This is a genomic window from Microbacterium halotolerans (assembly GCF_003569805.1).
Lineage (GTDB): Bacteria > Actinomycetota > Actinomycetes > Actinomycetales > Microbacteriaceae > Microbacterium > Microbacterium halotolerans.
The window spans coordinates 26,356-47,511 of record NZ_QVLP01000018.1 but is presented as its reverse complement, the minus strand read 5'-3'; the positions used below and the strand labels follow the sequence as shown (position 1 = coordinate 47,511).

At 67.4% G+C, this 21,156-nt stretch carries 23 protein-coding genes; 10 read left to right on the top strand and 13 right to left on the bottom strand.

What is annotated here, in order from left to right; all coding sequences use genetic code 11:
• Window positions 1-10: 10 nt before the first annotated feature.
• The 6 genes from DZG09_RS15270 to DZG09_RS15245 all read right to left on the bottom strand — a co-directional run bounded on the left by DZG09_RS15270 (window position 11) and on the right by DZG09_RS15245 (window position 3,630).
• Window positions 11-982 carry an NAD(P)-dependent alcohol dehydrogenase gene (locus tag DZG09_RS15270; RefSeq protein WP_119698617.1) on the bottom strand — a complete coding sequence of 324 codons (972 nt, stop codon included), beginning with the start codon at window positions 980-982 and terminating at the stop codon, window positions 11-13.
• Window position 983: 1 nt separating this feature from the next.
• The gene (locus DZG09_RS15265; protein WP_119698616.1) at window positions 984-1,205 is read right to left on the bottom strand and encodes a helix-turn-helix transcriptional regulator; all 222 of its coding nucleotides are present in this window, start codon (window positions 1,203-1,205) and stop codon (window positions 984-986) included.
• Window positions 1,199-1,630: a hypothetical protein gene (locus DZG09_RS16680; protein WP_162893346.1), complete on the bottom strand. Its 432-nt coding sequence runs from the start codon at window positions 1,628-1,630 to the stop codon at window positions 1,199-1,201. The genes DZG09_RS15265 and DZG09_RS16680 overlap by 7 nt, the downstream gene beginning before the upstream one ends.
• 124 nt (window positions 1,631-1,754) lie before the next feature.
• On the bottom strand, window positions 1,755-2,036 hold the full coding sequence (locus DZG09_RS15255; protein WP_119698798.1) for a GNAT family N-acetyltransferase: 282 nt from the start codon (window positions 2,034-2,036) through the stop codon (window positions 1,755-1,757).
• An 89-nt stretch (window positions 2,037-2,125) separates the two neighbouring features.
• Window positions 2,126-3,331, bottom strand: coding sequence for a type II toxin-antitoxin system HipA family toxin (locus DZG09_RS15250; RefSeq protein WP_119698615.1), 1,206 nt, complete (start codon window positions 3,329-3,331; stop codon window positions 2,126-2,128).
• Window positions 3,331-3,630, bottom strand: coding sequence for a helix-turn-helix domain-containing protein (locus DZG09_RS15245; RefSeq protein ID WP_119698614.1), 300 nt, complete (start codon window positions 3,628-3,630; stop codon window positions 3,331-3,333). Before DZG09_RS15245 ends, DZG09_RS15250 begins: the two co-directional genes overlap by 1 nt.
• 614 nt (window positions 3,631-4,244) lie before the next feature.
• On the opposite strand from DZG09_RS15245, the gene DZG09_RS15240 reads away from it, so the two are divergent.
• The 9 genes from DZG09_RS15240 (at window position 4,245) to bcp (ending at window position 12,105) form a co-directional block, all read left to right on the top strand.
• A complete protein-coding gene (locus DZG09_RS15240) occupies window positions 4,245-4,964 on the top strand; it encodes a winged helix-turn-helix domain-containing protein (protein ID WP_119698797.1) in 720 nt (239 codons plus the stop codon).
• 161 nt (window positions 4,965-5,125) lie between these two features.
• Window positions 5,126-6,100: a DNA-3-methyladenine glycosylase family protein gene (locus DZG09_RS15235; protein WP_119698613.1), complete on the top strand. Its 975-nt coding sequence runs from the start codon at window positions 5,126-5,128 to the stop codon at window positions 6,098-6,100.
• 45 nt (window positions 6,101-6,145) lie between these two features.
• Entirely contained in the window at window positions 6,146-6,340 is a 195-nt protein-coding gene (locus DZG09_RS15230; RefSeq protein WP_162893345.1) for a hypothetical protein, read from the top strand.
• A 386-nt stretch (window positions 6,341-6,726) separates the two neighbouring features.
• Window positions 6,727-7,560 carry an aggregation-promoting factor C-terminal-like domain-containing protein gene (locus tag DZG09_RS15225; RefSeq protein ID WP_119698611.1) on the top strand — a complete coding sequence of 278 codons (834 nt, stop codon included), beginning with the start codon at window positions 6,727-6,729 and terminating at the stop codon, window positions 7,558-7,560.
• A 111-nt stretch (window positions 7,561-7,671) separates the two neighbouring features.
• Window positions 7,672-8,661: an ABC transporter substrate-binding protein gene (locus DZG09_RS15220; protein ID WP_119698610.1), complete on the top strand. Its 990-nt coding sequence runs from the start codon at window positions 7,672-7,674 to the stop codon at window positions 8,659-8,661.
• Between the two features lie 132 nt (window positions 8,662-8,793).
• On the top strand, window positions 8,794-9,798 hold the full coding sequence (locus DZG09_RS15215) for an ABC transporter permease (RefSeq protein WP_240424094.1): 1,005 nt from the start codon (window positions 8,794-8,796) through the stop codon (window positions 9,796-9,798).
• Window positions 9,788-10,837 carry an iron chelate uptake ABC transporter family permease subunit gene (locus DZG09_RS15210; RefSeq protein ID WP_119698608.1) on the top strand — a complete coding sequence of 350 codons (1,050 nt, stop codon included), beginning with the start codon at window positions 9,788-9,790 and terminating at the stop codon, window positions 10,835-10,837. Before DZG09_RS15215 ends, DZG09_RS15210 begins: the two co-directional genes overlap by 11 nt.
• The gene (locus DZG09_RS15205; protein WP_119698607.1) at window positions 10,834-11,595 is read left to right on the top strand and encodes an iron ABC transporter ATP-binding protein; all 762 of its coding nucleotides are present in this window, start codon (window positions 10,834-10,836) and stop codon (window positions 11,593-11,595) included. Before DZG09_RS15210 ends, DZG09_RS15205 begins: the two co-directional genes overlap by 4 nt.
• Before the next feature lie 36 nt (window positions 11,596-11,631).
• Window positions 11,632-12,105, top strand: coding sequence for a thioredoxin-dependent thiol peroxidase (gene bcp / locus DZG09_RS15200; protein WP_119698606.1), 474 nt, complete (start codon window positions 11,632-11,634; stop codon window positions 12,103-12,105).
• A gap of 61 nt (window positions 12,106-12,166) precedes the next feature.
• On the opposite strand, the gene DZG09_RS15195 is transcribed toward bcp, so the two are convergent.
• The 3 genes from DZG09_RS15195 to DZG09_RS15185 all read right to left on the bottom strand — a co-directional run bounded on the left by DZG09_RS15195 (window position 12,167) and on the right by DZG09_RS15185 (window position 14,514).
• Window positions 12,167-12,592 (bottom strand): pyridoxamine 5'-phosphate oxidase family protein, encoded by a 426-nt coding sequence (locus tag DZG09_RS15195; RefSeq protein ID WP_119698796.1) that lies wholly within the window; start codon window positions 12,590-12,592, stop codon window positions 12,167-12,169.
• Window positions 12,593-12,623: 31 nt separating this feature from the next.
• The gene (locus DZG09_RS15190; protein ID WP_119698605.1) at window positions 12,624-13,547 is read right to left on the bottom strand and encodes a universal stress protein; all 924 of its coding nucleotides are present in this window, start codon (window positions 13,545-13,547) and stop codon (window positions 12,624-12,626) included.
• A gap of 175 nt (window positions 13,548-13,722) precedes the next feature.
• A complete protein-coding gene (locus DZG09_RS15185) occupies window positions 13,723-14,514 on the bottom strand; it encodes an alpha/beta fold hydrolase (RefSeq protein ID WP_119698604.1) in 792 nt (263 codons plus the stop codon).
• A gap of 124 nt (window positions 14,515-14,638) precedes the next feature.
• Here DZG09_RS15185 and DZG09_RS15180 point away from each other — a divergent pair, with 124 nt between their 5' ends.
• Window positions 14,639-15,760 carry a serine hydrolase domain-containing protein gene (locus DZG09_RS15180; protein WP_240424092.1) on the top strand — a complete coding sequence of 374 codons (1,122 nt, stop codon included), beginning with the start codon at window positions 14,639-14,641 and terminating at the stop codon, window positions 15,758-15,760.
• Window positions 15,761-15,838: 78 nt separating this feature from the next.
• Here the strand turns inward: DZG09_RS15180 and DZG09_RS15175 are convergent, their stop codons facing one another.
• The 4 genes from DZG09_RS15175 to DZG09_RS15160 form a co-directional block, all read right to left on the bottom strand.
• Complete coding sequence (locus DZG09_RS15175; protein ID WP_119698603.1) at window positions 15,839-17,617, bottom strand: ABC transporter ATP-binding protein; 1,779 nt, start codon at window positions 17,615-17,617, stop codon at window positions 15,839-15,841.
• Window positions 17,618-17,619: 2 nt separating this feature from the next.
• A complete protein-coding gene (locus tag DZG09_RS15170; RefSeq protein WP_119698794.1) occupies window positions 17,620-18,486 on the bottom strand; it encodes an ABC transporter permease in 867 nt (288 codons plus the stop codon).
• 68 nt (window positions 18,487-18,554) lie between these two features.
• Window positions 18,555-19,511 (bottom strand): ABC transporter permease, encoded by a 957-nt coding sequence (locus DZG09_RS15165; protein ID WP_119698793.1) that lies wholly within the window; start codon window positions 19,509-19,511, stop codon window positions 18,555-18,557.
• Window positions 19,511-21,079 carry an ABC transporter substrate-binding protein gene (locus tag DZG09_RS15160; RefSeq protein ID WP_240424091.1) on the bottom strand — a complete coding sequence of 523 codons (1,569 nt, stop codon included), beginning with the start codon at window positions 21,077-21,079 and terminating at the stop codon, window positions 19,511-19,513. The genes DZG09_RS15165 and DZG09_RS15160 overlap by 1 nt, the downstream gene beginning before the upstream one ends.
• Between the last annotated feature and the right edge of the window lie 77 nt (window positions 21,080-21,156).

The window sequence follows — 21,156 nt, the reverse complement described above, 5'->3', positions numbered from 1 at the left end:
GCAACGCAAGTCAGGCCACACTCACGACCGTCTTCGCCGCTCCTTCTCCGCGCCCCAGCGTGGCGAGCGCGTCCGCCGTGTCCGCCAGCACGTACTCGCGATGCACGATCGGGCGCAGCCGTCCGGTGCGAACCAGCTCCGTCAGGTCGCGCAGATCCTGCGCCGACTCCGACGAGCTCAGCATCACGAGCCGTTGTGACGTGAACGGGTTCAGCAGTGCGGCTCCCAGCGAGCGTGAGAGACCACCCAGCGGCGCGTGCTCCGGCTCGGAGCCGACGATCACCAGCGCGCCCGATCGCCTCAGCGCCGCACGCAGCGCCTTCACCGGCCGGTGACCACCCGTGTCGATGATCGCGTCGAACGGCCCGCGGCCGAGCGGATCCTCTGCCCGGTAGTCGACCACCTCGTCCGCTCCCGCCTCGCGCGCGATCTCTGCCTTGCCCGCACTGCACGCCGCCACCACGACCGCCCCGGTTGCCTTCGCGATCTGCACCGCGAAGTGCCCGACGCCTCCGCCCGCACCCAGCACGAGCACCCGGCCCCCCGGCGAGACCCCCGCGGCATCGCGCACCGCATGCAGCGCGGTCGCGCCCGAGATCGGCATCGCCGCGGCCTCGACGAACGACAGCTCTTCCGGCTTCGGCGCCAACTGCGCCGCCTCCACCCGACAGAACTCCGCGAGCGCCCCATCCGGTGCAGCTGCGACGCCGAACACCTCGTCACCCACCGCGACCCCGTCGACGCCGGCGCCGACCTCGTGCACGATGCCCGCGACGTCACCGCCCGGCACGCGCGGGCGGCGGATCGGAAAGAACCACCGGATGAACACCGGCCGTCCCTCGAGCAGGTGCACCGTGCCGGCGTCCACGGCCGCCGCACGCACACGCACGACCACCTCGCCGCCGCCGGCGACCGGCACCTCCCGCTCGACCTCGTTCAGAACATCCGGGCCACCGTAGCGGACCTGTTCGATCGCACGCATGTCACTCCCTCTCCGGGTATGCGAATACCTCATCGATGCCCACGCCGAGCGCCCGAGCGATTCGGAACGCCACCTCGAGCGACGGCGAGTACTTGCCCTGCTCGATCGCGATCAGGGTCTGCCGCGTCACGCCGACCCGCTCGGCCAGCTGCGCCTGCGTCATCTCATCCGTCTCGGCCCTGAGATTCCGGATGCGGTTGGTCACGTTGGTCGGCTTCACCATGTCGGGTCGAACCCCTTCCGATACGCCCAGATGCGCGCGACCGACGCGAACACGAGTGAGGCGACCAGCCCGATCGTGATCGCGTTCGCGATCCAGAAGTGCGCCGCCTCAGCCAGCGCGAGCGAGAGTGCCGCAACAGCACCGAGCACGGCGAATGCGTGCCCGATCCGCTCCGCCCACTTCTCGATCAGCAGATCCCGCTCATCACGCGTGCCGCCGAAGGCCCCCAGCGCCGCATGCAGCGCGAGGGACACCACGATCACCGCCGCTGCCGTCACCAGCAGCGGCACCGCATACGCCGCCTCCGCCAGCGGCGCACTCCCCCGCCCGATCAGCACCACCGTGGCGTAGACCAGCCAGCCGATCACTGCGACGATCAGCTGTATCCAGGCGCTGCGCTCGCCCGGAGCGATATCGTTCGACATCCCAGCCTCCGATGTAAAGAAAACCCGACACAAGCAAGCTACGGCTTCCACTCAAGACATGTCAAGGATTTTTTACATATCGAACTGTGCCGATGATCGATCGGCTCTCCCGCTCGGCAGCCGCTCAGCGCGCGGCGAGCAGCTCCTGCCGATCCGGATGGTCGCGGAACCAGTCGGCCACGTACCAGCACACGGGAGAAACCGTACGATCGCCACGCGCGACGATCTCTTCGACGGCGCGCTCAGTCACGACCGCCGCATACCCGTGCCCGCGATGCGCCGGATGGGTGAATGCGCGCACCAGTGCGACATCCGTTCCGTTGTCGCGATAGTCGAGCACGCTGAGCAGTTCATCGCCGCGGCGCAGCTCGTAGCGCGAAGCGGCGGCATCGTTGGCGAACGTCATCTCTTCCACCCCGTCAGCGTACGCCGACACGCATCCAGCGGCGTCGCTCTCGTGGGGATCGCCGCTCCGCGCGGATTCGGGCGCCGCGCTCATCCACGGAGCAGACGCTGCCGGTTGATCATCACGCGCTTCGTCTTCTGGAGAACTCCGGGATCGAACGGGAGAGCGCCCACCCCCTCGACCCACGCGTCCGCGGCGTCGGCGACGCTGTCGAGAACCCTCACCGCCGCGGGTTCGCGAATGCCCACCGCCGCGGCGAGCGCCAGAAACCGACTTCGGCTGATGTTGCCATCGCGGCGCCCGTCCACGCGCAGCGCCATCGTCGAGTCGCCGTAGATGAGGGTGCACGGGATGTCGTACGCCGGCGATGGGCGGTATCCGGCTCCGGTGTCAACGACCGAGAAGTTCTTCGCGTGCGCATCTCCGTTGCCCATCGCATACGCGAACACGATCTGCCGGTACAGCTCCAGCGCCGCCGGAGCCGGAGCCGCACAGATCCGGGCAAGCGCAGTGATGAGGTCTTCGGTCGACACGCGATACTTCGCCTCCGGATGCAGGCCCAGCACCTGACAGCCGTCTTCAACGGCAAGGGCCTGCGCTCCCGCACGCGACACGACCCTGTCGAATCTCTGCACCGCGAGCCCGTGCGCACCCTCGGCATCCGTCACGATCTCCGCGCGCACCGCCTGCACACGCGCGAGTTTCGCCGCCCCGAGGAAGTAGGCCTCGTTGGCGACGACATTCGCATACTCCGGCGGATCGAGCTTGAGGATGAACTCCCCCGACGCCGCGCGCACCGGCAGCGACAGCATGGTGAGACTGACCTTGTCCTGCACCCCGGCGAGCGCCCGCTGGTCGACCTCGATGTCGTAGCTGCGCATCACATCGGCGAAACTCACCCGCCCGAAGTCCCTGCCGTCCGTCTCCACCCGCGCGGGCGCACGCTCGGGTTGATTGCCTGCGGCAACTACCTGCACGTCACCCACCGGATCGCTGCCCACCGCCATGAGCAGACCGAGCTCATCATCGGCCGACGTCTTCACTGCCCGGCGCAGTGCACTCAGTCGCCACCCTTCGGGAAGCAGCCCGGCGAAGAATGCGGGAACGGCACCGCCTGTGCTCACAACGGGCTCCGATGTCACCGGCAGAGTCGAGGCGATCGCACGCCCACGAGCGCGCACCCACTCGTCGGTGTATCGGAGCTCCACCCCGCGCTCGGTGCGCTCGAGCACGGCAGCAAGCGCACCCGCCTTGTACACATCGGCGCGCACCACGTCGGCGGCCTCGGAGATCATCACGCTCCCTGCGCGAATCGCCGCAGCAGCTCTTCGTCGACGACGACTCCGTCGCGCAAACCGGACGTGATCTGCAGGTGCAGACCGAGCGCGTCGAGAACCGCTTCGACCTTGGCGAGCTGCACCGTGCGCTTGCCTTCTTCGAGCTGCCGAACGAACCCGACAGAGCACCCCGCCAGCTCCGCAAGTTCTTCCTGACGCAGACCGAGTTCTTCCCGCGCCCCGAACACGGCGGCGGCGAGCCAGCCTCGCTCGTCGGCGCGGCGCGTGACACTGGCTCGGCTCTTGCGCAGCTTCATGTGCCCTCCATAATCACCATGATCATCGCGACTGATCCAGAATTGCATCGAACGATGCATCCGTCAACCTTTAATCACCATGCTGATATCTATTAGTATCCGGACGAAGCCGACAGAGCCATCACCACCAACTAATCGCTTCGATCGCAGTGATCAGTAACGTCCGCAGACGACGCCGCGCACCGACGCTGACCACCCGCGCATCGGATGCAGAACGCCCGCTCACGTCGTCACATCCGGTCAGAATGCGACATGTTTCGTCACATGACAGAGCGATGTCCGTCACATTTGACACGCCGCGACACGCCAGGCAATAATCATCGGCATGTCTAGCAGCGCAACGACCCTGTCCGCCTGGGAGGCGAACGGAGTTGCCGGGATGATGATGCCCGGCCGCGTTGTCATGTGTTGTCGAATGCGCAGCTGATCTCCTCCAGTTGCCCCACCTGCTCACCGGCCGAGAGGCCGTGAGTTCGAGCGTCGGCCGATCGGCCCGCTCCTCCCGCCCTCCTGACTCGCAGGGCACGCCGAACGACATCGGCACCGCTCGACCCCACCGGTCGACGCACACAGACACACGCCCGCACAGGGCAGACACCGAAAGCATCATCATCATGTCGAACGCAGCCGTTCTCAACCAGCAGTCCGCCGACCGCCGCCATCTCCGCGCCGTCCCCCCTCTCGAAGAGCAGGCGCAGGACGCCCCGGCCGCCTCCTCCGCCTCACACCTTCCCGCCGGCACCGCACCGCGCGGCTTCGCGCTCTACGTCGGGCTCGACGAGGTCAAGGCCGCCATCGACGGCGTCAGCCTTCCGGTGCTCGTCGACGCCCTGCGCCGCACGATCGCCGACCTCGCGCCCAGCGCCGACACGTACGCAGCCGTCGCGCTCGCCCCCGAGCAGGCGGGCGGCCGCGATGTCGACGTCGTGCGTCTCGCCCTCAAGGAGCCGGGCGCCGTCCGCCGCCGCGAGCAGGAGGCCCAGAAGACGCAGGCCGCGCTGGGCGTCGTCATCGACCTCTCCCGCAAGCGCATCGTGATCGACGGCGAGACCGCGACCCTCACGTACAAGGAGTTCGAGCTGCTGCAGTACCTCGTGCTCCGCGAGGGCCACACGATCGAACGCTCCGAGCTGGTGACCTCGCTGTGGCAGGCGGGCGAAGAGGAGTCCCCGGGCGTGCGCACCATCGACGTACACGTGCGCAGGCTGCGCGCCAAGCTCGGCGCCTACGAGGACATCGTGCGCACCGTGCGCGGCGTCGGCTACCGCTTCGACCGCCACGCCGACGTCGCCGTCCGCTACGGCGCAGGCGCCCCGTCGCCCGACGCCGTCTGAGCCTCGCCTGCTCGGGACCGACGTCGACTGACAGGGCACACGACGCTCGGAGCCCCACACGGCGGCCGACGGCGAACTCAACGCGCCCACAATGGCAGCTGCTCTGACAGAGCAAGGCCTGTGCACCCCCGAATGTCGTAGGCAGCGCGTAGCGTTGACGCATGATCGCCGCATCTGCTCTCGCTCTGCGGTTCCGGCCGCGCGCGGAGCAGACGGCACCGGATGCCGGTCAGCGGCTGGAGAGCGAGTATCGCCCGAGCGGGCCGCTCGACCTGTTCGCGACGGTCGCCTGTCTCCAGCGGGGTCCAGGCGATCCGACTCAGACGATCGATCGATCCGTCCGCGTCATCTGGCGAGCGACGCGGACGCCGCTGGGCGTCGCGACGCTCGCCCTGCGGCAGCGCGGTGACGGCACAGTGCGACTTGCCGCGTGGGGGCCGGGGCGCGAGTGGGCGATCGCACAGGCTCCCGCACTGTGCGGAGCGCACGACAACGCTGACGGGTTCGACCCGCGGCACCCGCTGATCGTCGAGGCGCACCGCCGCAACCCCGGCCTCCGCCTGAGCCGGACGGATCTGCTCCTCGATGCGCTCGCGCAGGTCATCACCGAACAGAAGGTCACGCTGCACCAGGCGTTCGGCGCATGGCGGCAGATCGTGTCACGCTTCGGCGAGCGCGCACCAGGACCGACGCCCGTGCCGCTGCACGCACCGCCGACGCCCGAGGGCTGGCGGCGCGTTCCCTCATGGGCGTGGCATCGCGCGGGGCTCGAGCCGCCCCAGTCGCGCACGATCGTCGCAGTCGCCGCTCGCGCACCCGGCCTGGAGCGCGCCGCGGCCCTCGGCCGCCTCGACTCGGCGATGAGGAGCCTGCACGGCATCGGAGAGTGGACGATCGCGGAGACTCGCATCAGGGCACTGGGCGACTCCGACGCCGTGAGCGTCGGCGACTATCACCTCGCACACCACGTCGGCCATGCCCTCACAGGTCACCGCGTCGACGATGCCGGCATGCTCGAACTGCTCGCACCGTGGGCGGGGCAGCGGCAGCGGATCATCCGACTGATCGGCGCCTCGGGCATCACCGAACCCCGGCACGGGGCGCGCGTGCACATGGAAGACCACCGTGACCGCTGACCCCGCCGTTCGCGCCCACGCGCCTGCGCACGGCAGAATGGGCCCATGAGCCGATTGCGCACCCTCGCCTTCGCCCTGGCGGCACTCGCGCTCGGTGCGCTCGTCGGCGTCATCATGAGCAATATCTGGCTCGGTCTGACGATCGGCGTCATCATCGCGATCGTGCTGCTGATCAGCGGGCAGAGCAAGCGCGGCGGCAACCAGGGCGTGAACGACGAGGACCACGGCATCGAGCTGTAGGCACACAACGCCGTAGGCGTGAACGCGGAGAGGACGCCGCCTCAGCCTCTCCCAGCACTCACGCCCATACCTGCGGCGACTGACGCGCTTCCCACTCCCGCCGACTGTTCCCGACATCCGGAGCGACTCCCAGCGGATTCTGAGAGCCACTCTCACACGCCTCCGTTATCGGTTCGTTATCAAGGTCGGTCAATGCCGCATGATCCCTGCCGTGACGCGGATCATGACCCAACCTGCGAGGCAAGCGCGCCCATAACGGCTCTTGACACGCACAGCGGCTTTCATATCATTCCTCCAGCATCGAGGCAGGCGGCACTCAGGAAACGGATGAGAGGGTCGACGGATCCCAAAAGTAACGACACGGTAACGTCGACCCGAAAGCCGCCATGCCCCACGAATCGCCCCTTCCCAAGACCGCTCCCGTCGCGCCCGAGCGCGTCCAGAAGCCCCGCCGCACCCTTCGCTTCGCCGCCTTCGGCGCGCTCGTGGCGGGAATCGTCGTCAGCGGCGCGATCGTCGTCTCCGCGCAGACCGCCGCTCACCCCGAGGCGACCGCCAGCGTTTCCACGGAAGCCGCGGATGAGTCGATCGAACTGTCGATCGGCGCCGAGGAGCTCGGCGATGCCGAATCAGCGCTGAAGAAGGCGAATACCGCGCTCAGCGGTGCCGCCGCCAGCGTCGACACGGACGACCTCGAGGCGTACGTGAGCGAGCTCTCCGACTACGAGGAGCTCCCCCGCGACCAGGTCGTCGGGCTCACCGCGAGCGCGGCCAGCGAGGCACAGGCCGTCGTCACTGCGACGGCGCAGCTGCGCGAGCAGGAGGCGCTCGAGAAGCAGCGCAGAGAAGAGGAGCGCAGGGCCGCGAAGGAGGCTGAGCGCAAGGCCGCCGAGGCGATCGCGAGCGCACAGTCGCCCGCCGGCGCGCAGGCGGCTGCACAGGAGATCGCCGCGAACGAGTTCGGCTGGGGCTCCGACCAGTTCGGATGCCTGTCGAACCTGTGGCAGAAGGAATCGGGCTGGAACTACCAGGCCTCCAACCCCTCGAGCGGCGCGTACGGCATTCCGCAGTCGCTCCCCGGCGCGAAGATGTCCACGGTCGCCGGCGACTGGCAGACCAACCCGCTCACGCAGATCCGGTGGGGCCTGACCTACATCCAGGCGACCTATGGCGCCCCGTGCACGGCGTGGGGGCACTCCCAGTCCGTCAACTGGTACTGAGCACGGCGCTGAGTTTGCGCTTCATGGTGACGATCCTTCATGATTAAGGTTAGGCAAACCTAATTCTCTATAGGCAGCCCTGCACCCTTCATCACTCAGAGGAACCTCACCATGATCAGACGCCGGCTCGCTGCATCCGCTTCTCTCGCCCTCGGCGCCGTTCTCGCACTCGCGGCATGCGCAGGAACGTCCGACGAGGGCGACCCCGGAATCGGCTCGGCCGCGGCCGACGGGATCTACCCCGTCACCGTGACCGACATGGCCGGCAACGAGGTGACGATCGACAGCGCCGACAGCGTCGTGGTCACCGACAATCGGCTGTTCCAGCTCGTCTCCGACTGGGGCATCGAGCTCTCGGCCGCCCCGCGCACGCTGATGAGCGACAACAACCCGATGGTCGACGACGAGTCGATCCTCGACACCGGATCGCACGGCGAGCCCGACTTCGAGCAGGTCGTCGCGGCAGCTCCGGATCTCATCGTGAACGGCTACCGCTACCAGGACCACGCATCCGACATGCAGGCCGCCGCCCCCGATGCCGCTTTCGTCGACATGACGAACGACGATCTCAGCGTGGACGAGTACCTCATCGAGAGCGTCACGCTGCTCGGCGAGATCTTCGGCAAGGAGGATCAGGCGCAGTCTGCCATCGACGACTTCCACGCCGCCATCGAGGACGCGAAGTCGGCGTACGACCCCGAGGTCAGCGTGATGGGCCTGGTCACCAGCGGCAACGAGATCCGCTATGCCTCCCCCGCCGACGGTCGCGGCGCGAGCATCTTCTTCGAGCTCGTCGGGCTGACCCCCGCGCTGGAGGCCGAAGGCTCGTCGAACGATCAGGGCGACGACATCTCCATCGAGGCCATCGCCCAGGCGAACGCCGACTTCCTGCTCGTGCTCGACCGCGACGCCGCTTTCGCCGCTGACCAGGAGGTGACGCCGGCCATGGAGCTGATCAACGGCTCGGCAGCGCTCGAGTCGGTTCCCGCCGTGCAGAACGAGGCGATCTACGTGATGCCGGGCGACTTCTACCTCACCGAGGACATCATCGCCTACACGACCGTGCTGGAGGGCCTGGCGGACTCGTTCGGCTCCCTGTGACCGTGTGACCCTTCGGTGCCGGTGCGTGATCTGAGTCTTGTACCGGCGCCGACGGGTCGCTTCCGCGAAGACCGATCGGCGGCCGCGAACTCCCTCCTCACCATGCATGCATCCCCTTCCATCTCGCATCGCGTGACGAATGTCGATGCGCTGACCTCCCACGCCCATCGGAGCCGCTCCCGCACGCGAAGCGCATGGGTGCTCGCCGTTGCGATCGTCCTGACACTCGGCCTGCTCACCGCGTCGATCTTCACCGGCGTCGCCGACATCACGGACGCCACAGGCATGGGCCACGAGTTCACGTGGATCACGCGCATCCCCCGCACCGCGGCGCTGGTGCTCGCCGGTGCGAGCATGGCGATGGCCGGCCTCGTGATGCAGCTCATGACGCAGAACCGCTTCGTCGAACCCACCACGGTCGGCACCACGGAGTGGGCCGGGCTCGGCCTGCTGCTGACCTACATCGTGCTGCCGGATCCGGGAGTGCTCAGCCGGATGATCATCGCGATCGTGTTCGGCTTCGGCGGCACACTCGTCTTCTTCGCCTTCCTGCGCCGCGTGCGGCTGAAGTCGTCGCTCATCGTCCCGATCGTCGGCATGATGCTGGGCGCCGTGGTCAGCGCCGTCTCGACGTTCATCGCCATCCGGTTCGACCTGCTGCAGACGCTCGGCAGCTGGTTCGCCGGCAGCTTCACCAGCGTTCAGGTCGGTCGGTACGAGCCGCTGTGGGTCGTCGCCGCCGCGGCAGTTGTGGTCGTGATCGTCGCCGACCGCTTCACGGTCGCAGGTCTCGGCAAGGAGATCGCCACCAACGTCGGGCTGAACTACGAGCGCATCGTCCTGCTCGGCGTCGCGCTGGTCGCAGTCGTCTCGGGAGTGGTGACCGTGGTGATCGGCGCGCTGCCGTTCCTCGGACTGATCGTGCCCAACCTGGTGTCGCTGGTGCGCGGCGATGATCTGCGCAGCAACATCCCCTGGGTGTTCCTCGTCGGCATCTGGGTCGTCACCGTGTGCGACCTCATCGGCCGCATCGTGATCATGCCGTTCGAGATCCCCGTCTCGCTCGTGCTCGCCGCCGTCGGCGCCATCGTCTTCCTGTTCCTGCTGCTGCGCACGAGGAGGACCGTTGCCCGCTGACGCCGCAACCATCACCGCGACGGCGCCCGCCGAGCGCCGCGTCGGCCCTTGCCCGAGCCGCAGGCATCAAGTGCGCCATCGCGTCGTGCTCGCTGCCCTGATCGCCGTCGCCGTCGCCGTCGCCGTCACGATCGGCATGCTGACCTGGGACAACCCCTACACACTGTTCGGCGAACGTTGGTGGCTGATCTCGAACATGCGCCTGTCGGCGATCGTCGTGATCGCCCTGGTGACGTTCTGCCAGTCCCTCGCCACAGTCACCTTCCAGACGGTGACCAACAACCGCATCATCACCCCGTCGATCATGGGGTTCGAGTCGCTGTTCGTCCTGGTGCAGACCGCGATCGTGTACTTCTTCGGTGCGACCGGGCTGCTCGTCGTCGACGAGTTCGGCCGTTTCCTGCTGCAAGCGGGCCTGATGGTGCTGTTCGCCGTGCTCCTCTACTCGTGGCTGCTATCCGGACGGCTCGGCAACCTGCACGTGATGCTGCTGGTCGGCATCGTGATCGGATCAGGCCTGGGCGCACTGTCCACCTTCATGCAGCGCATGCTCGACCCGAACGAGTTCGACATTCTGCGCGCCCGCCTGTTCGGCAACGTCGGGAACGCGAACACTGACTTCCTGTGGTTCGTCGCGCCGGTGTGCGCACTGGCAGGCGTCACCATCTGGCTGCTGGCGCGCCGGCTGAACGTCGTCGCGCTAGGCAGCGACATCAGCACCAACCTCGGCCTCAACCACAAGCGCCAGCTCATGCTGCTGCTGACGCTGATCGCCGTGCTGATGGCGATGAGCACCTCGCTGGTCGGGCCGATGACCTTCCTCGGATTCCTCGTCGCCACCCTGGCGTACTCGGTCACCGACACCTACGACCATCGTCGCATCCTGCCCGTCGCGTGGCTGCTCGGCTACGTCATCCTGGGTGGGGCGTACTTCCTGCTCAAGCACGTGCTGACCATGGTCGACACCGTCACCATCATCGTGGAGCTCGTCGGCGGCCTCGTCTTCCTGGCCGTCATCCTCAGAAAGGGGCGACTGTGATCCGCCTGACCGATGTCGTCAAGCGCTACGGCGATGACGTCCAGATCGGCCCCGTATCGATCGATCTTCCCGCGGGCGGCATCATCGCCCTCGTCGGCCCCAACGGTGCGGGCAAATCGACGGTGCTGACCATGATGGGACGTCTGCTCGCCCCCGACGAGGGCACCGTCGAGGTCGGCGGACTGAACGTGCACACGACGCCATCGAAGCAGGTCGCTCGCACGGTGTCGATCCTGCGCCAGGAGAACCACTTCGTGACCCGGCTCACCGTGCGTCAGCTCGTCGGGTTCGGGCGCTACCCGCACAGCGCCGGTCGGCTCACCCAGAACGACGAGGACAAGATCTCCGAGGCGATCGATTTCCTCGATCTCACTGCGCTGGAGCAGCGGTACATCGATCAGCTCTCGGGAGGACAGCGGCAGCGGGCGTATGTCGCGATGGTGCTGGCGCAGGACACCGAGTATCTCCTCCTCGACGAACCGCTGAACAACCTCGATGCGCAGCACTCCGTGCAGATGATGCAGCAGCTGCGGCGTGCGGCGGACGAGCTCGGCCGCACGATCGTGATCGTGCTGCACGACATCAACTTCGCCGCTGCCTACAGCGATCGCATCGTCGCGATGGAGGAAGGACGAGTCGCCCTGCACGGCACACCGGACGAGATCATCCGGGATGACGTGCTCACGAGGGTGTTCCGCACACCCGTGACGGTGGTGGACGGACCGACCGGCCCTTTCGCCGTCTATCACCGCACATAGGGCATGTCGCTGCACCGGAGCGCTTACCCTGGGGGTATGGCAGATCGACTCATTCCCGGCAACCCCGCACCCGAGTTCACGCTGAACGACCAGGACGGCAACGCCGTCTCGCTCGCCGACTATCGCGGCAAGAGAGTCGTGCTGTACTTCTATCCCGCGGCGATGACGCCGGGCTGCACCACACAGGCGTGCGATTTCCGCGACTCGATCTCCTCGCTCACCGGCGCCGGCTACACGGTGCTCGGCGTCTCGCGCGACGAGCCGGCGAAGCTGAAGCAGTTCGCCGAGCGCGACGAGCTGCCCTTCCCGCTGCTGAGCGACCCCGATCACAGCGTGCACGAGGCGTACGCCACGTGGGGCGAGAAGATGAACTACGGCAAGAAGATCGAGGGCGTCATCCGCTCGACCTTCGTGATCGACGAGAACGGCACCGTCACCCACGCGCAGTACAACGTCAAGGCCACCGGCCACGTGGCGCGCCTGCGCAAGCAGCTCGCCATCGACGCATAACCCGCCTCGCGCGGCTCACGCCCCGCACTTGTGCTCCGCGGGCGCGCCGAACTGCCGGATGCTACGGCAGATTGTGGTCGGGCTCCTCTGACCTCCGGAACCATCGCCCGGTGATCCGGTCGGGCTCGATGCGCACATAGTTGCGCTTCATCGTCGGCACCCAGGGGCGCAGTTCCAAAGCGTCGGCCGCTTCGATCTCGGCAGACGTCTCGAGGCGCCGGGCATGCCCTCTGACGACCACGCTCCACGCTGCGTCATCGCTGTGACCGTCCGATTCGAACAGCACCGCGTCATCGATCGTGAGCTCGACCAGTTTCGACCCTTCCGCCGTGCGGAAGACAAGACTGCGGTCGTCGACAACGTAGTTGACCGGGAAGATGTCGATCACGTCGCGCACGTGCGTCACGATGCGGCCGATGTCAGCGTCGCGCAACAGCGCCCATGACTGATCTTCGGTGAGGTCGTGCAGTGGACCATTCGGATTCATGCGCGTCATCCCTTCGTCTCGACCGTACGCATCACGCGGGAACGACCATGATCGGCGCGTGGGAATGGTGCAGAACCGACCGCGAGACCGAGCCGAGCAACGTGCTCATCACGGCGCCTCGGCCGTGCGTTCCCATCACGGTAAGCTGCGATCCTGCGGTGCGGTCGGCGAGCAGCGGTCGCGGAGGCCCCATCGCGACGGTCGTCTCGATCGTCAGATCCGGGAAGTCCTTTCGAAGAGGAGCGACGCGGTCACGCAACCGCTCCTCGAGTCCCATCCGCCGAGCCTCGATCACGTCCGAATCCACTGCCGCCTCGGGATACCAGACGAACACGTAGTCCGAGGGCGGCAGCACCATGACGACATCGAGAACGGCACCGCGCGAGGAGGCGACATCGGCGGCTTCAGCCAGCACACCCTGACTCGCATCGGAGCCGTCCACCGCAGCAGTCACCGGCCCGACGGGAACCGGCTGGTCCCCCACGACAATCGTGGGACAGGACGCGTGAGCCGGGATGGCCACGGCTACGGACCCCAGCACATGACCAAGGAAGCCGCCTCGTCCGCGCATACCGACGACCAGCACGCGGGCCGATTCCGTGAGCTCCGCGAGAACGCCGACGGGATGACCGGCCTCGGCACGGTAGGCGATCTCACCCGCGTAGTCGGCGAGACGTCCGCGAGCGGCGTTCAGGATCTCGAGGGCCTCCTCACGAGCCGTCGCTGCGTCGGGATGTGCCGGCATCGACGCGAGGTTCGCATAGAACCTCACCGGAATCGTGTACACGGTGACGACCGTGAGGACGACATTGCGTCGGTGGGCTTCATCCGCCGCATAGTCGAGCGCCAGAGCGGCGTTCTCTGAGCCGTCGAATCCGACGAGCACGCCGAGGTCTTGTGCAGAAGGGTCAGCGGCCAAAGGGCCGGTTGACGCGGAGGAGGACTTACCGTTCATGGTGGGCTCCATTCAAGGCCTTCACGAGAAGGCGGGAGCACCGACCTCGAGCACTTGCGCCCTGCGTCGAGATCAGCGTACCACCACTCTTCTACGGCACGTAGAAGATCCCCGACGCGGCCCCTCCCATCCGGATCCACGGGATACGCGCGATCACAGGGGGGGTGCCCGCGGGTCAGCGGATGTTCAGGAACTCCAGTCCGGCCGCGCGGAAATCGCGCGAGCCGGGGGCGTTGAAGTGCTGTCTGCCGGGGATCTCGTAGAAGTAGCCCTGGGGCGAGGCCTCGGCGAGGAGGCGCGACTGCTCCACGATCGAGTCCTTCGCCCCCGTCGCGAACAGGATCCGCTGCTGGGGCGGGTCGCCGAGATCCGGATCGTCGTCATCGAAGCGCATGCCCTCGGCGAGCGCGATCAGCGAACGCAGATCGTTGCCAGGCACGCGCTCGGCGAGGCGGACGTAGTTGATCGTGTCCGGATCGGTGACCTCGGTCTCGTTCTCGAGGTACGCGTGCGCCTGCGCGAGATCGATGCGGCCCAGCGGCTTGCCATCCGGAATGCCCCCGAGCACGGCACGCTCGAGAACGTGCGGCAGCGCGACCGCCGCGTGCCAGCCGACACGGGCTCCGAGGGAGTAGCCGAGGTAGGAGAACTCCTCGACGAGGTAGGTGTCGAGCACGTTCTCGAGGTCGCTGACGAGGTGCTCCATCGAGAACTCGTCCGGCTCGTGCGGCTTCTCACTCGCCCCGTGACCGCGCTGGTCGATACCGAGCACGCGGAACCCGGCGCGGGTGAGGTCGCGCACCCATCCGGTCGCCGCCCAGTTGTCGCGGCAGCTCGACGCGAACCCGTGCACGCACAGCACGACAGGGCCATCCGGATCACCCCACGAGTATGTGGCGATGCGGAAGCCGTCTCCGCTCATCACGAACTTCGGCTCGGGCATCTCAGTGATCAGCGGAAGTGCCATGCCCTTCATTGTGCTCTTCCAGCACCACCCCACGAAATTCCAGTGCACAGGTCGGATGCACTTCCCAGGCACACGTCGGGGTATCCCCCTATCCGCACATTACGAACCTCACTAGCGTGGACGTGTGGACACGCCGAAACAGGATGACCCGCGCGCACCGCGCGCCGCGATGGACGACCATATCGCGCGGGGCACCGCTGCGGGGATCGTGGTCGCCACAGGAGCACCGGATGGCGGTCTCGAGACGATCGCGGCGGGCGACCTCACCGAGGACGCGATCGTGCGGATCCAGTCGATGACCAAGCCCGTGACCGCCGTGGCCGCGCTGCGCTTGGTGCAGGACGGGCGGCTGGGCCTCGATGATGCCGTGGAGCTCTGGCTCCCCGAACTCGCCGAGCGCCGCGTGCTGCGCACGCCGACGTCGCCGCTCGACGACACGGTGCCGACCGAACGGCCGATCACGCTGCGCCACCTGCTCACGAACATGTCGGGGTACGGCATGATGACCGCCCCGTGCCCGCTGCAGGACGAGATGATCGCGAACCGCACCCAGGCGAGCCAGGACCCCGTCGAGCTCGGCGCGCAGGAGTGGCTGGACGCGCTGGCGTCGCTGCCGCTCGCGTTCCAGCCGGGAACCGCGTGGCGCTATCACCACTCGTTCGGCCTGCTCGGCATCCTGCTCTCGCGCGTGAGCGGTGCGCCGCTCGAGGAGCACCTGCGCGAATCCCTGTTCGACCCGCTCGGCATGGTCGACACGGGGTTCGTCGTGCCGCAGGAGAAGGCGCACCGGCTTCCCGCCGCGCACCGCCACGACGGCTCAGGCGGGCTGACGCAGGCTGAGCCCGCCGGCGCCGGCTTCTACGTCGCACCGGCCGCCTTCGATCTCAGCCACGCCGAGCTCGTCTCCACCGCCACGGACTACGCGGCCTTCGCGCGCCTGCTGGCAGACGACGGGCGGCACCAGGGCCGCGCTCTGCTCGATCCGGATCTGCTCGCCCAATTGCGTACGGACCAGGTACCGGATGCCGCCAAAGCCGACGACAGCTTCTTCCCCGGTTTCTGGGACGGGGCCGGATGGGGATGGGGCGTGTCCGTGCAGACCGCCGGAGAGCACGCAGGCCGGTACGGCTGGTCCGGCGGCCTGGGCACCGACGTCCACATCGACCCCGACGGATCGTTCCGCGTCATCATGACCCAGGTCGAGATGGGAGCCGAGGTGATGGGGCTGTTCGCCGACCTGCAGTGATCGCACCCCGTGCACGCGTCCGCCCGTTCCGACGGCCGGCCGAGTCACGGCGACCATCGGTGCGACGGGGCATCGCGTCTACAGCGTCGGCACGTTCGCGAGGAGCTCCTTCGTGTAGGCGTGCCGGGGGTTGTCGAGCACGTCATCGACCGGACCGTCATCGACGATCGCACCGCGGTTGAGAACCGCGACGCGAGACGCGATGTGCCGAGCCAGCGCGATGTTGTGCGTCACGAACAGCATCGCCAGACCGCGCTCGGCCTGCAGCGTGTGCAGCAGCGAGATGATGCTCGCCTGCACCGACACGTCGAGCGCTGACGTGATCTCATCGCAGACGAGGACCGAAGGCATGTTCACGAGCGCTCGTGCGATGGCCGCGCGCTGACGTTCGCCTCCGGAGAGATCCCCCGGGCGCCTGTCGTAGAACTGGCGGCCCAGCTGAACCGCGTCGAGGGCGTCTCTGACCCGCTCTCGCCGACCGTGCGCGCTCAGATCCCCCGACATCTCGAGCGGAACCGTCAGCGACTGCCCGAGGGTGCGACGCGGGTTAAGCGACGAGAACGGCGACTGGAAGATGTACTGGATCTGCTTGCGCTGCTCCGGGGTACGGTCGCGCGTGGACTTCGCGAGTTCCTCTCCTCGATACTTCACCGAGCCGGTGTAGCTGCTGAGGATTCCCGAGATCGAGCGGGCGAGAGTCGTCTTGCCCGAGCCCGACTGACCGAGGAGCAGGGTGCACTCCCCCGCGTTCACCTCGAGGTCGATGCCCCGCAGCACCTGGGTCTCCCCGTAGGTGAGACCCAGGTCGCGCACGGTGAGCGCAACCGCCGGCGCATCGGCTGCAGCCGGAGACGCGGGGCGCGAGATCACGTCTGCTGCGTCCGTCGGTGTCACCACGGGGAGCTCGCCGGTCAAGAACTCGGACGTGCGCGCATCCGTTGTCGTCAGCCTGCCGATCTGGTTCCTGCCTGCCAGGTCGGGAACAGCGGAGAGCAGTCGCCGCGTGTAGTCGTGCTGGGGCTGCCGCAGCAGTTCTGCGGTCGCTCCGACTTCGACGATCTCGCCGCGCAGCATCACGGCGACGCGATCGGCGATCTCCGAGACGACGGCGAGATCGTGCGTGATGTACAGGCCGGCGACTCGGTTGTTCACCGTCATCTCCCGGATCGTCTCGAGCACCTGCTCCTGCGTCGTCACGTCGAGACCCGTCGTCGGCTCGTCGAGCACGATCACATCCGGATACATCGCGAACGCCATCGCGATGCCGATGCGCTGCTGCTGCCCGCCGGAGAGCTGATGCGGCCACCGCTTCAGGTAGGCATCGTCATCGGGAAGGCCGACCTCTCGCAGCACCGATCGCACCCGTTCGACGCGCTCCGCCTCGGAGGAGCCGTATCCGTGGATATCGAGCACCTCCCGGATCTGCTTGCCGACCCGGATGCCGGGGTTGAGCGAAAGCGCGGGATCCTGCGGGATGTAGCTCACACGCGTACCGCGCAGTCGGCGCCTGGACGATTCATCGAGCGTCATCATCTCTGCGGGTTCTTCGCTGTGCGACGCGTGCAGGGCGACCGTCCCGCCGGTGTGCGTGAGGCCGCGCCGGATGTGCCCGAGGATCGCGAGCCCCACCGTCGTCTTCCCCGAGCCCGATTCCCCGACCAGAGCGAGGATCTCCGCCGCCTTCAGATCGAGGTTCACACCGTCGACGACGACGGTCTCCGCCGCTGTCGTCGCGATCGTGAGGTCATCTACCTCGAGAATGTGCTCGTCGGCGGCCACACGTATGTGCCAGGCCGTGCCTTCGCTGCGGCTGCTGACCGTCTGCCGCTGTGCCGGTCGCCGTTTCTGTTTCGCCATCATCACTTCTCACCCGCATTCGTGCTCGCGGACGCATGAGCGATCGAGTCCGCGATGAGGTTGGTACCGATTGTGAGCACCGCGATCGCCAGCACCGGCAGGAGCACACCAGCCGGTTCGAGCGACAGGGCGATGCGGTTCTCGTTGATCATGAGCCCCCAGTCGGCGGCAGGCGGCTGCATGCCGAGCCCCAGGAACGACAGTGACGAGATCGCCCCGATCGAGTAGGTCACACGCAGACCGGCCTCGACCGCCATCGGGCCGGTGATGTTCGGCATGATCTCGCGCAGGATGATCTGACTGCGCGGCACGGCATACATCTCTGCGGCCCGGATGTAGTCCTCGTTGATCACGTTCAGCGCTGCCGAACGCGCCACCCGGGCGATGCGCGGCGCGTGCGTCACGCCGATCACGGTGACCAGCACCCAGCCCTGCGGCCCGAGCACCGTCACCGCCAGCAGCGCGAAGACGAGCTGAGGCACGGCGAGCAGCACATCGTTGGCCCGCATGATGAGCGAGTCGAGCCATCCGCCGGTGTACGCGGCGATCATGCCGAGCACGGCTCCGAGGAGCAGCCCGAGCAGCGTGGCGAGGACGGAGAAGACGATCAGGTTGAGGCCGCCCGCGAGGAACCTCGACCACACGTCGCGCCCGAGATTGTCGGTGCCGAACAGGCCGTCCGACTGGAACGGCCGCCCTGCGAACTCGGTCGCGGAGTGCCCGGTCGCCCACGGCAGCAGCAACGGGCCGGCGAAGGCGAGGACGACGATCACCGCGGTGAGCACGACGCCCACCTTCGCCTGCCGCTGGCTCCAGAACCGAGTGAGCACCGTGTTGCGGCGCCCCGTGCCCGCTTCCTTGCTGCGCATCAGCTCCTGAGAGGAGAGGCCTGACGTGTTCGGTCCGATCGGATCGGACACCTGCTGCGGGTTCGACATCACTTACCCCCTTCGGTGCGCAGTTTCGGATTCGCCAGGATGCCGACGATGTCGGCGAGCAGGTTCACCACGACGTAGATCGCGGCGACGATCATCGTGATCGCCACCACAACCATCACGTCGCGGTAGTTCACCGCCTCGATGAGCGCCTGCCCGACGCCGGGGTAGCGGAACAGGAACTCGACGACGACCACGCCTCCTGCCATCCACGCCAGTTGAATGGCGACCACCTGAGCGACCGGTCCGATCGCATGCGGCAGCGCATGGCGCAGGATCACCCGACGCTCGGGCACGCCTTTCAAACGCGCCATCTCGACGTACCCCGAATCGAGCACCTCGAGCATCGTGGCCCGCATCATGCGTGCGATGTACGGCGTGACGACGAGCACGAGCACCATCACGGGCAGAATCAGCTGCTCGGGGAAGTCCCACACCTGCATCCCGGGCGGCTGCATCGTCACCGCCGGCAGCACGGTGAAGACCGTCGTCGACAGCAGCGAGACCAGAGCGATGCCGATCACGAACTCGGGCAGGGCTGCGAGCACCAGCGAGATGCCGGTGATGGCGGCGTCCGTCGGCCGCCCGCGGCGAAGCGCCGACCAGATGCCGACGAGGATGCCCACGGGGATCGAGATGATCGCGGCAGCGACCATGAGGAACAACGATGCTCCCACCCGCTGGCCGATCAGCGCCGAGACCGGCTGTGATGTCGCCGCGGACACGCCGAAGTCCCCGGTGAACAGGCCGCCGAGCCAGAACAGGTAGCGCTTCCACGCCGGCTCGTCGAGATTCATCTGCTCGTGGATCGCAGCGATCCGTTCCGGCGTCGCCTGCTGCCCGAGAATGGCCTGCGCCGGGTCTCCCGGCAGCAGCAGCGTGGCGAAGAAGATCACCATCGAGACGACGAGCAGGATGACGACGCTGATGGCCAGTCGTCGAACGATCAGTCGGAGGATCACGACAGGTCTCCGATCCACACGCGGTGCAGTTGAAAGCCCGACAGCGGCAGTCCGGTCGCGTTCGGGACGAGGCCTCCGACGTAGGACTGGTGGGCATCGAGCTGATCCGAGAAGCCCCAGATGATGAGCGATCCGCGTTCGTACATGATCCGCTGAGCCTCCTCGATCAGCGCGCCGCGCGCGTCGTCATCTGTCTCGCCGCGCGCCTGCTCGACGAGCTGGACGAACTCTTCATCAGCCCAGTGCGTCTCGTTGAACGGTGCGTCGGGCATGGAACCCGAGTTCGACTGCGGGAGGAAATTGCGGGTGTACCAGAAGCTCTGCGAGAACGGGTACTCGAGATAACCGCCCCAGTACGTGGTGAGATCCATCCGGTTGATCGTGACTCTGATCCCGGCCTCGGCCGCCTGTTCCGCGTACACCTGCGCCGCTTCGACGACGCCGGCCTGGATCGGGGCGGTCGCGAGCTCGATGTCGATCCCGTCGGGGTAGCCGGCCTCGGCGAGCAGTCGCTTCGCTTCCGCGATGTCCTGAGTGCGCTGCGGAAACTCCGGATACGCGGGATCGTACGGCGCGAACATGTCATTGCCGACTCGCCCGTGCCCTGACAGCACCTGCTCGATCATCTGCTCGCGGTCGACGACGAGACGGAACGCCTGGCGCACCCTCTCGTCGTCGAAGGGCTCGACGTCGGTGCGCATGGTGAACGGGAGCCACATGCCGGTATCGGAATCGAGCACGCGCATGCGCGCATCCGACTCGATCACCTCGGACAGTGCAGCAGGAATCTGCGCGACCACGTCGACCTGGCTCGACAGCAGAGCATTGATCAATGCGTCCGTGTCGTTGAAGTTCAGCAGCTCGATCGTGTCGAGATACGGTCCTTCCTCGCCCCAGTAGTGCGGATTCGCCTTCAGAACGGTCGACCTCGCCGGAACGAAGCTCTCGAGCATATACGGACCGGTGCCGACCGGATTCTCCACGTCGAAGTCTTCCGGCACGATCGTCATGCTGTACTGGCCGAGGCCGTCGTCGAGCGCCGAGTCGGGCGAACTCAGCCGGAACTCGACCGTGTGATCGTCGAGGGCGACGACGTCCGCGAGATGAGCGAGACCCGCGGCTCCGCTCTTCGGGTCGTCGGGGTCGATGATCCGCTTCACGCTCGCGACCACGTCCTTCGCGGTCATGCCACGGCCGTCGCAGAACTTCACGTCCCTGCGGAGCTCAGCGGTCCACACCGTCGCGTCGGAGTTCGGCCGGAGCGATGCGGCGAGCATGGGCTGCAACGCGTAGTCGTCGTCGCGGTACAGCAGTGAGTCGTACATGTTGATGGCGCGCGCGATGTCGCCGAGGTTCGTTGCGATGGCCCCGTCGACGGTGTCGGCGGCTCCTCCGCCCACGAATCCGACTCGCAGCCTCCCGCCCTGCTTCGGCGGACCGGTGAGTGCTGGCGCCTGTCCTACGAGCGCTCCCCCGCTGCACGCGGCGAGCAGACCGGAGAGCCCGATCACCACCGCGCCGCCCAGAACCGCGCGACGCGACGGCTCCCATCGTTCTCGAGACAAGCGCGATGCGCCTTCCATTCGATTTCCCTTCACATTCTTCGTCGAGGATCTCGACGGCTTCCCTCGGCCCGTGCTGC

Bases quoted from the DNA above. Each gene is read 5' to 3' on its own strand.
- DZG09_RS15270 (WP_119698617.1), bottom strand. From the start codon at position 982: ATGCGTGCGATCGAACAGGTCCGCTACGGTGGCCCGGATGTTCTGAAC.
- DZG09_RS15265 (WP_119698616.1), bottom strand. From the start codon at position 1,205: ATGGTGAAGCCGACCAACGTGACCAACCGCATCCGGAATCTCAGGGCC.
- DZG09_RS16680 (WP_162893346.1), bottom strand. From the start codon at position 1,630: ATGTCGAACGATATCGCTCCGGGCGAGCGCAGCGCCTGGATACAGCTG.
- DZG09_RS15255 (WP_119698798.1), bottom strand. From the start codon at position 2,036: ATGACGTTCGCCAACGATGCCGCCGCTTCGCGCTACGAGCTGCGCCGC.
- DZG09_RS15250 (WP_119698615.1), bottom strand. From the start codon at position 3,331: ATGATCTCCGAGGCCGCCGACGTGGTGCGCGCCGATGTGTACAAGGCG.
- DZG09_RS15245 (WP_119698614.1), bottom strand. From the start codon at position 3,630: ATGAAGCTGCGCAAGAGCCGAGCCAGTGTCACGCGCCGCGCCGACGAG.
- DZG09_RS15240 (WP_119698797.1), top strand. From the start codon at position 4,245: ATGTCGAACGCAGCCGTTCTCAACCAGCAGTCCGCCGACCGCCGCCAT.
- DZG09_RS15235 (WP_119698613.1), top strand. From the start codon at position 5,126: ATGATCGCCGCATCTGCTCTCGCTCTGCGGTTCCGGCCGCGCGCGGAG.
- DZG09_RS15230 (WP_162893345.1), top strand. From the start codon at position 6,146: ATGAGCCGATTGCGCACCCTCGCCTTCGCCCTGGCGGCACTCGCGCTC.
- DZG09_RS15225 (WP_119698611.1), top strand. From the start codon at position 6,727: ATGCCCCACGAATCGCCCCTTCCCAAGACCGCTCCCGTCGCGCCCGAG.
- DZG09_RS15220 (WP_119698610.1), top strand. From the start codon at position 7,672: ATGATCAGACGCCGGCTCGCTGCATCCGCTTCTCTCGCCCTCGGCGCC.
- bcp (WP_119698606.1), top strand. From the start codon at position 11,632: ATGGCAGATCGACTCATTCCCGGCAACCCCGCACCCGAGTTCACGCTG.
- DZG09_RS15195 (WP_119698796.1), bottom strand. From the start codon at position 12,592: ATGAATCCGAATGGTCCACTGCACGACCTCACCGAAGATCAGTCATGG.
- DZG09_RS15190 (WP_119698605.1), bottom strand. From the start codon at position 13,547: ATGAACGGTAAGTCCTCCTCCGCGTCAACCGGCCCTTTGGCCGCTGAC.
- DZG09_RS15185 (WP_119698604.1), bottom strand. From the start codon at position 14,514: ATGGCACTTCCGCTGATCACTGAGATGCCCGAGCCGAAGTTCGTGATG.
- DZG09_RS15175 (WP_119698603.1), bottom strand. From the start codon at position 17,617: ATGGCGAAACAGAAACGGCGACCGGCACAGCGGCAGACGGTCAGCAGC.
- DZG09_RS15170 (WP_119698794.1), bottom strand. From the start codon at position 18,486: ATGCGCAGCAAGGAAGCGGGCACGGGGCGCCGCAACACGGTGCTCACT.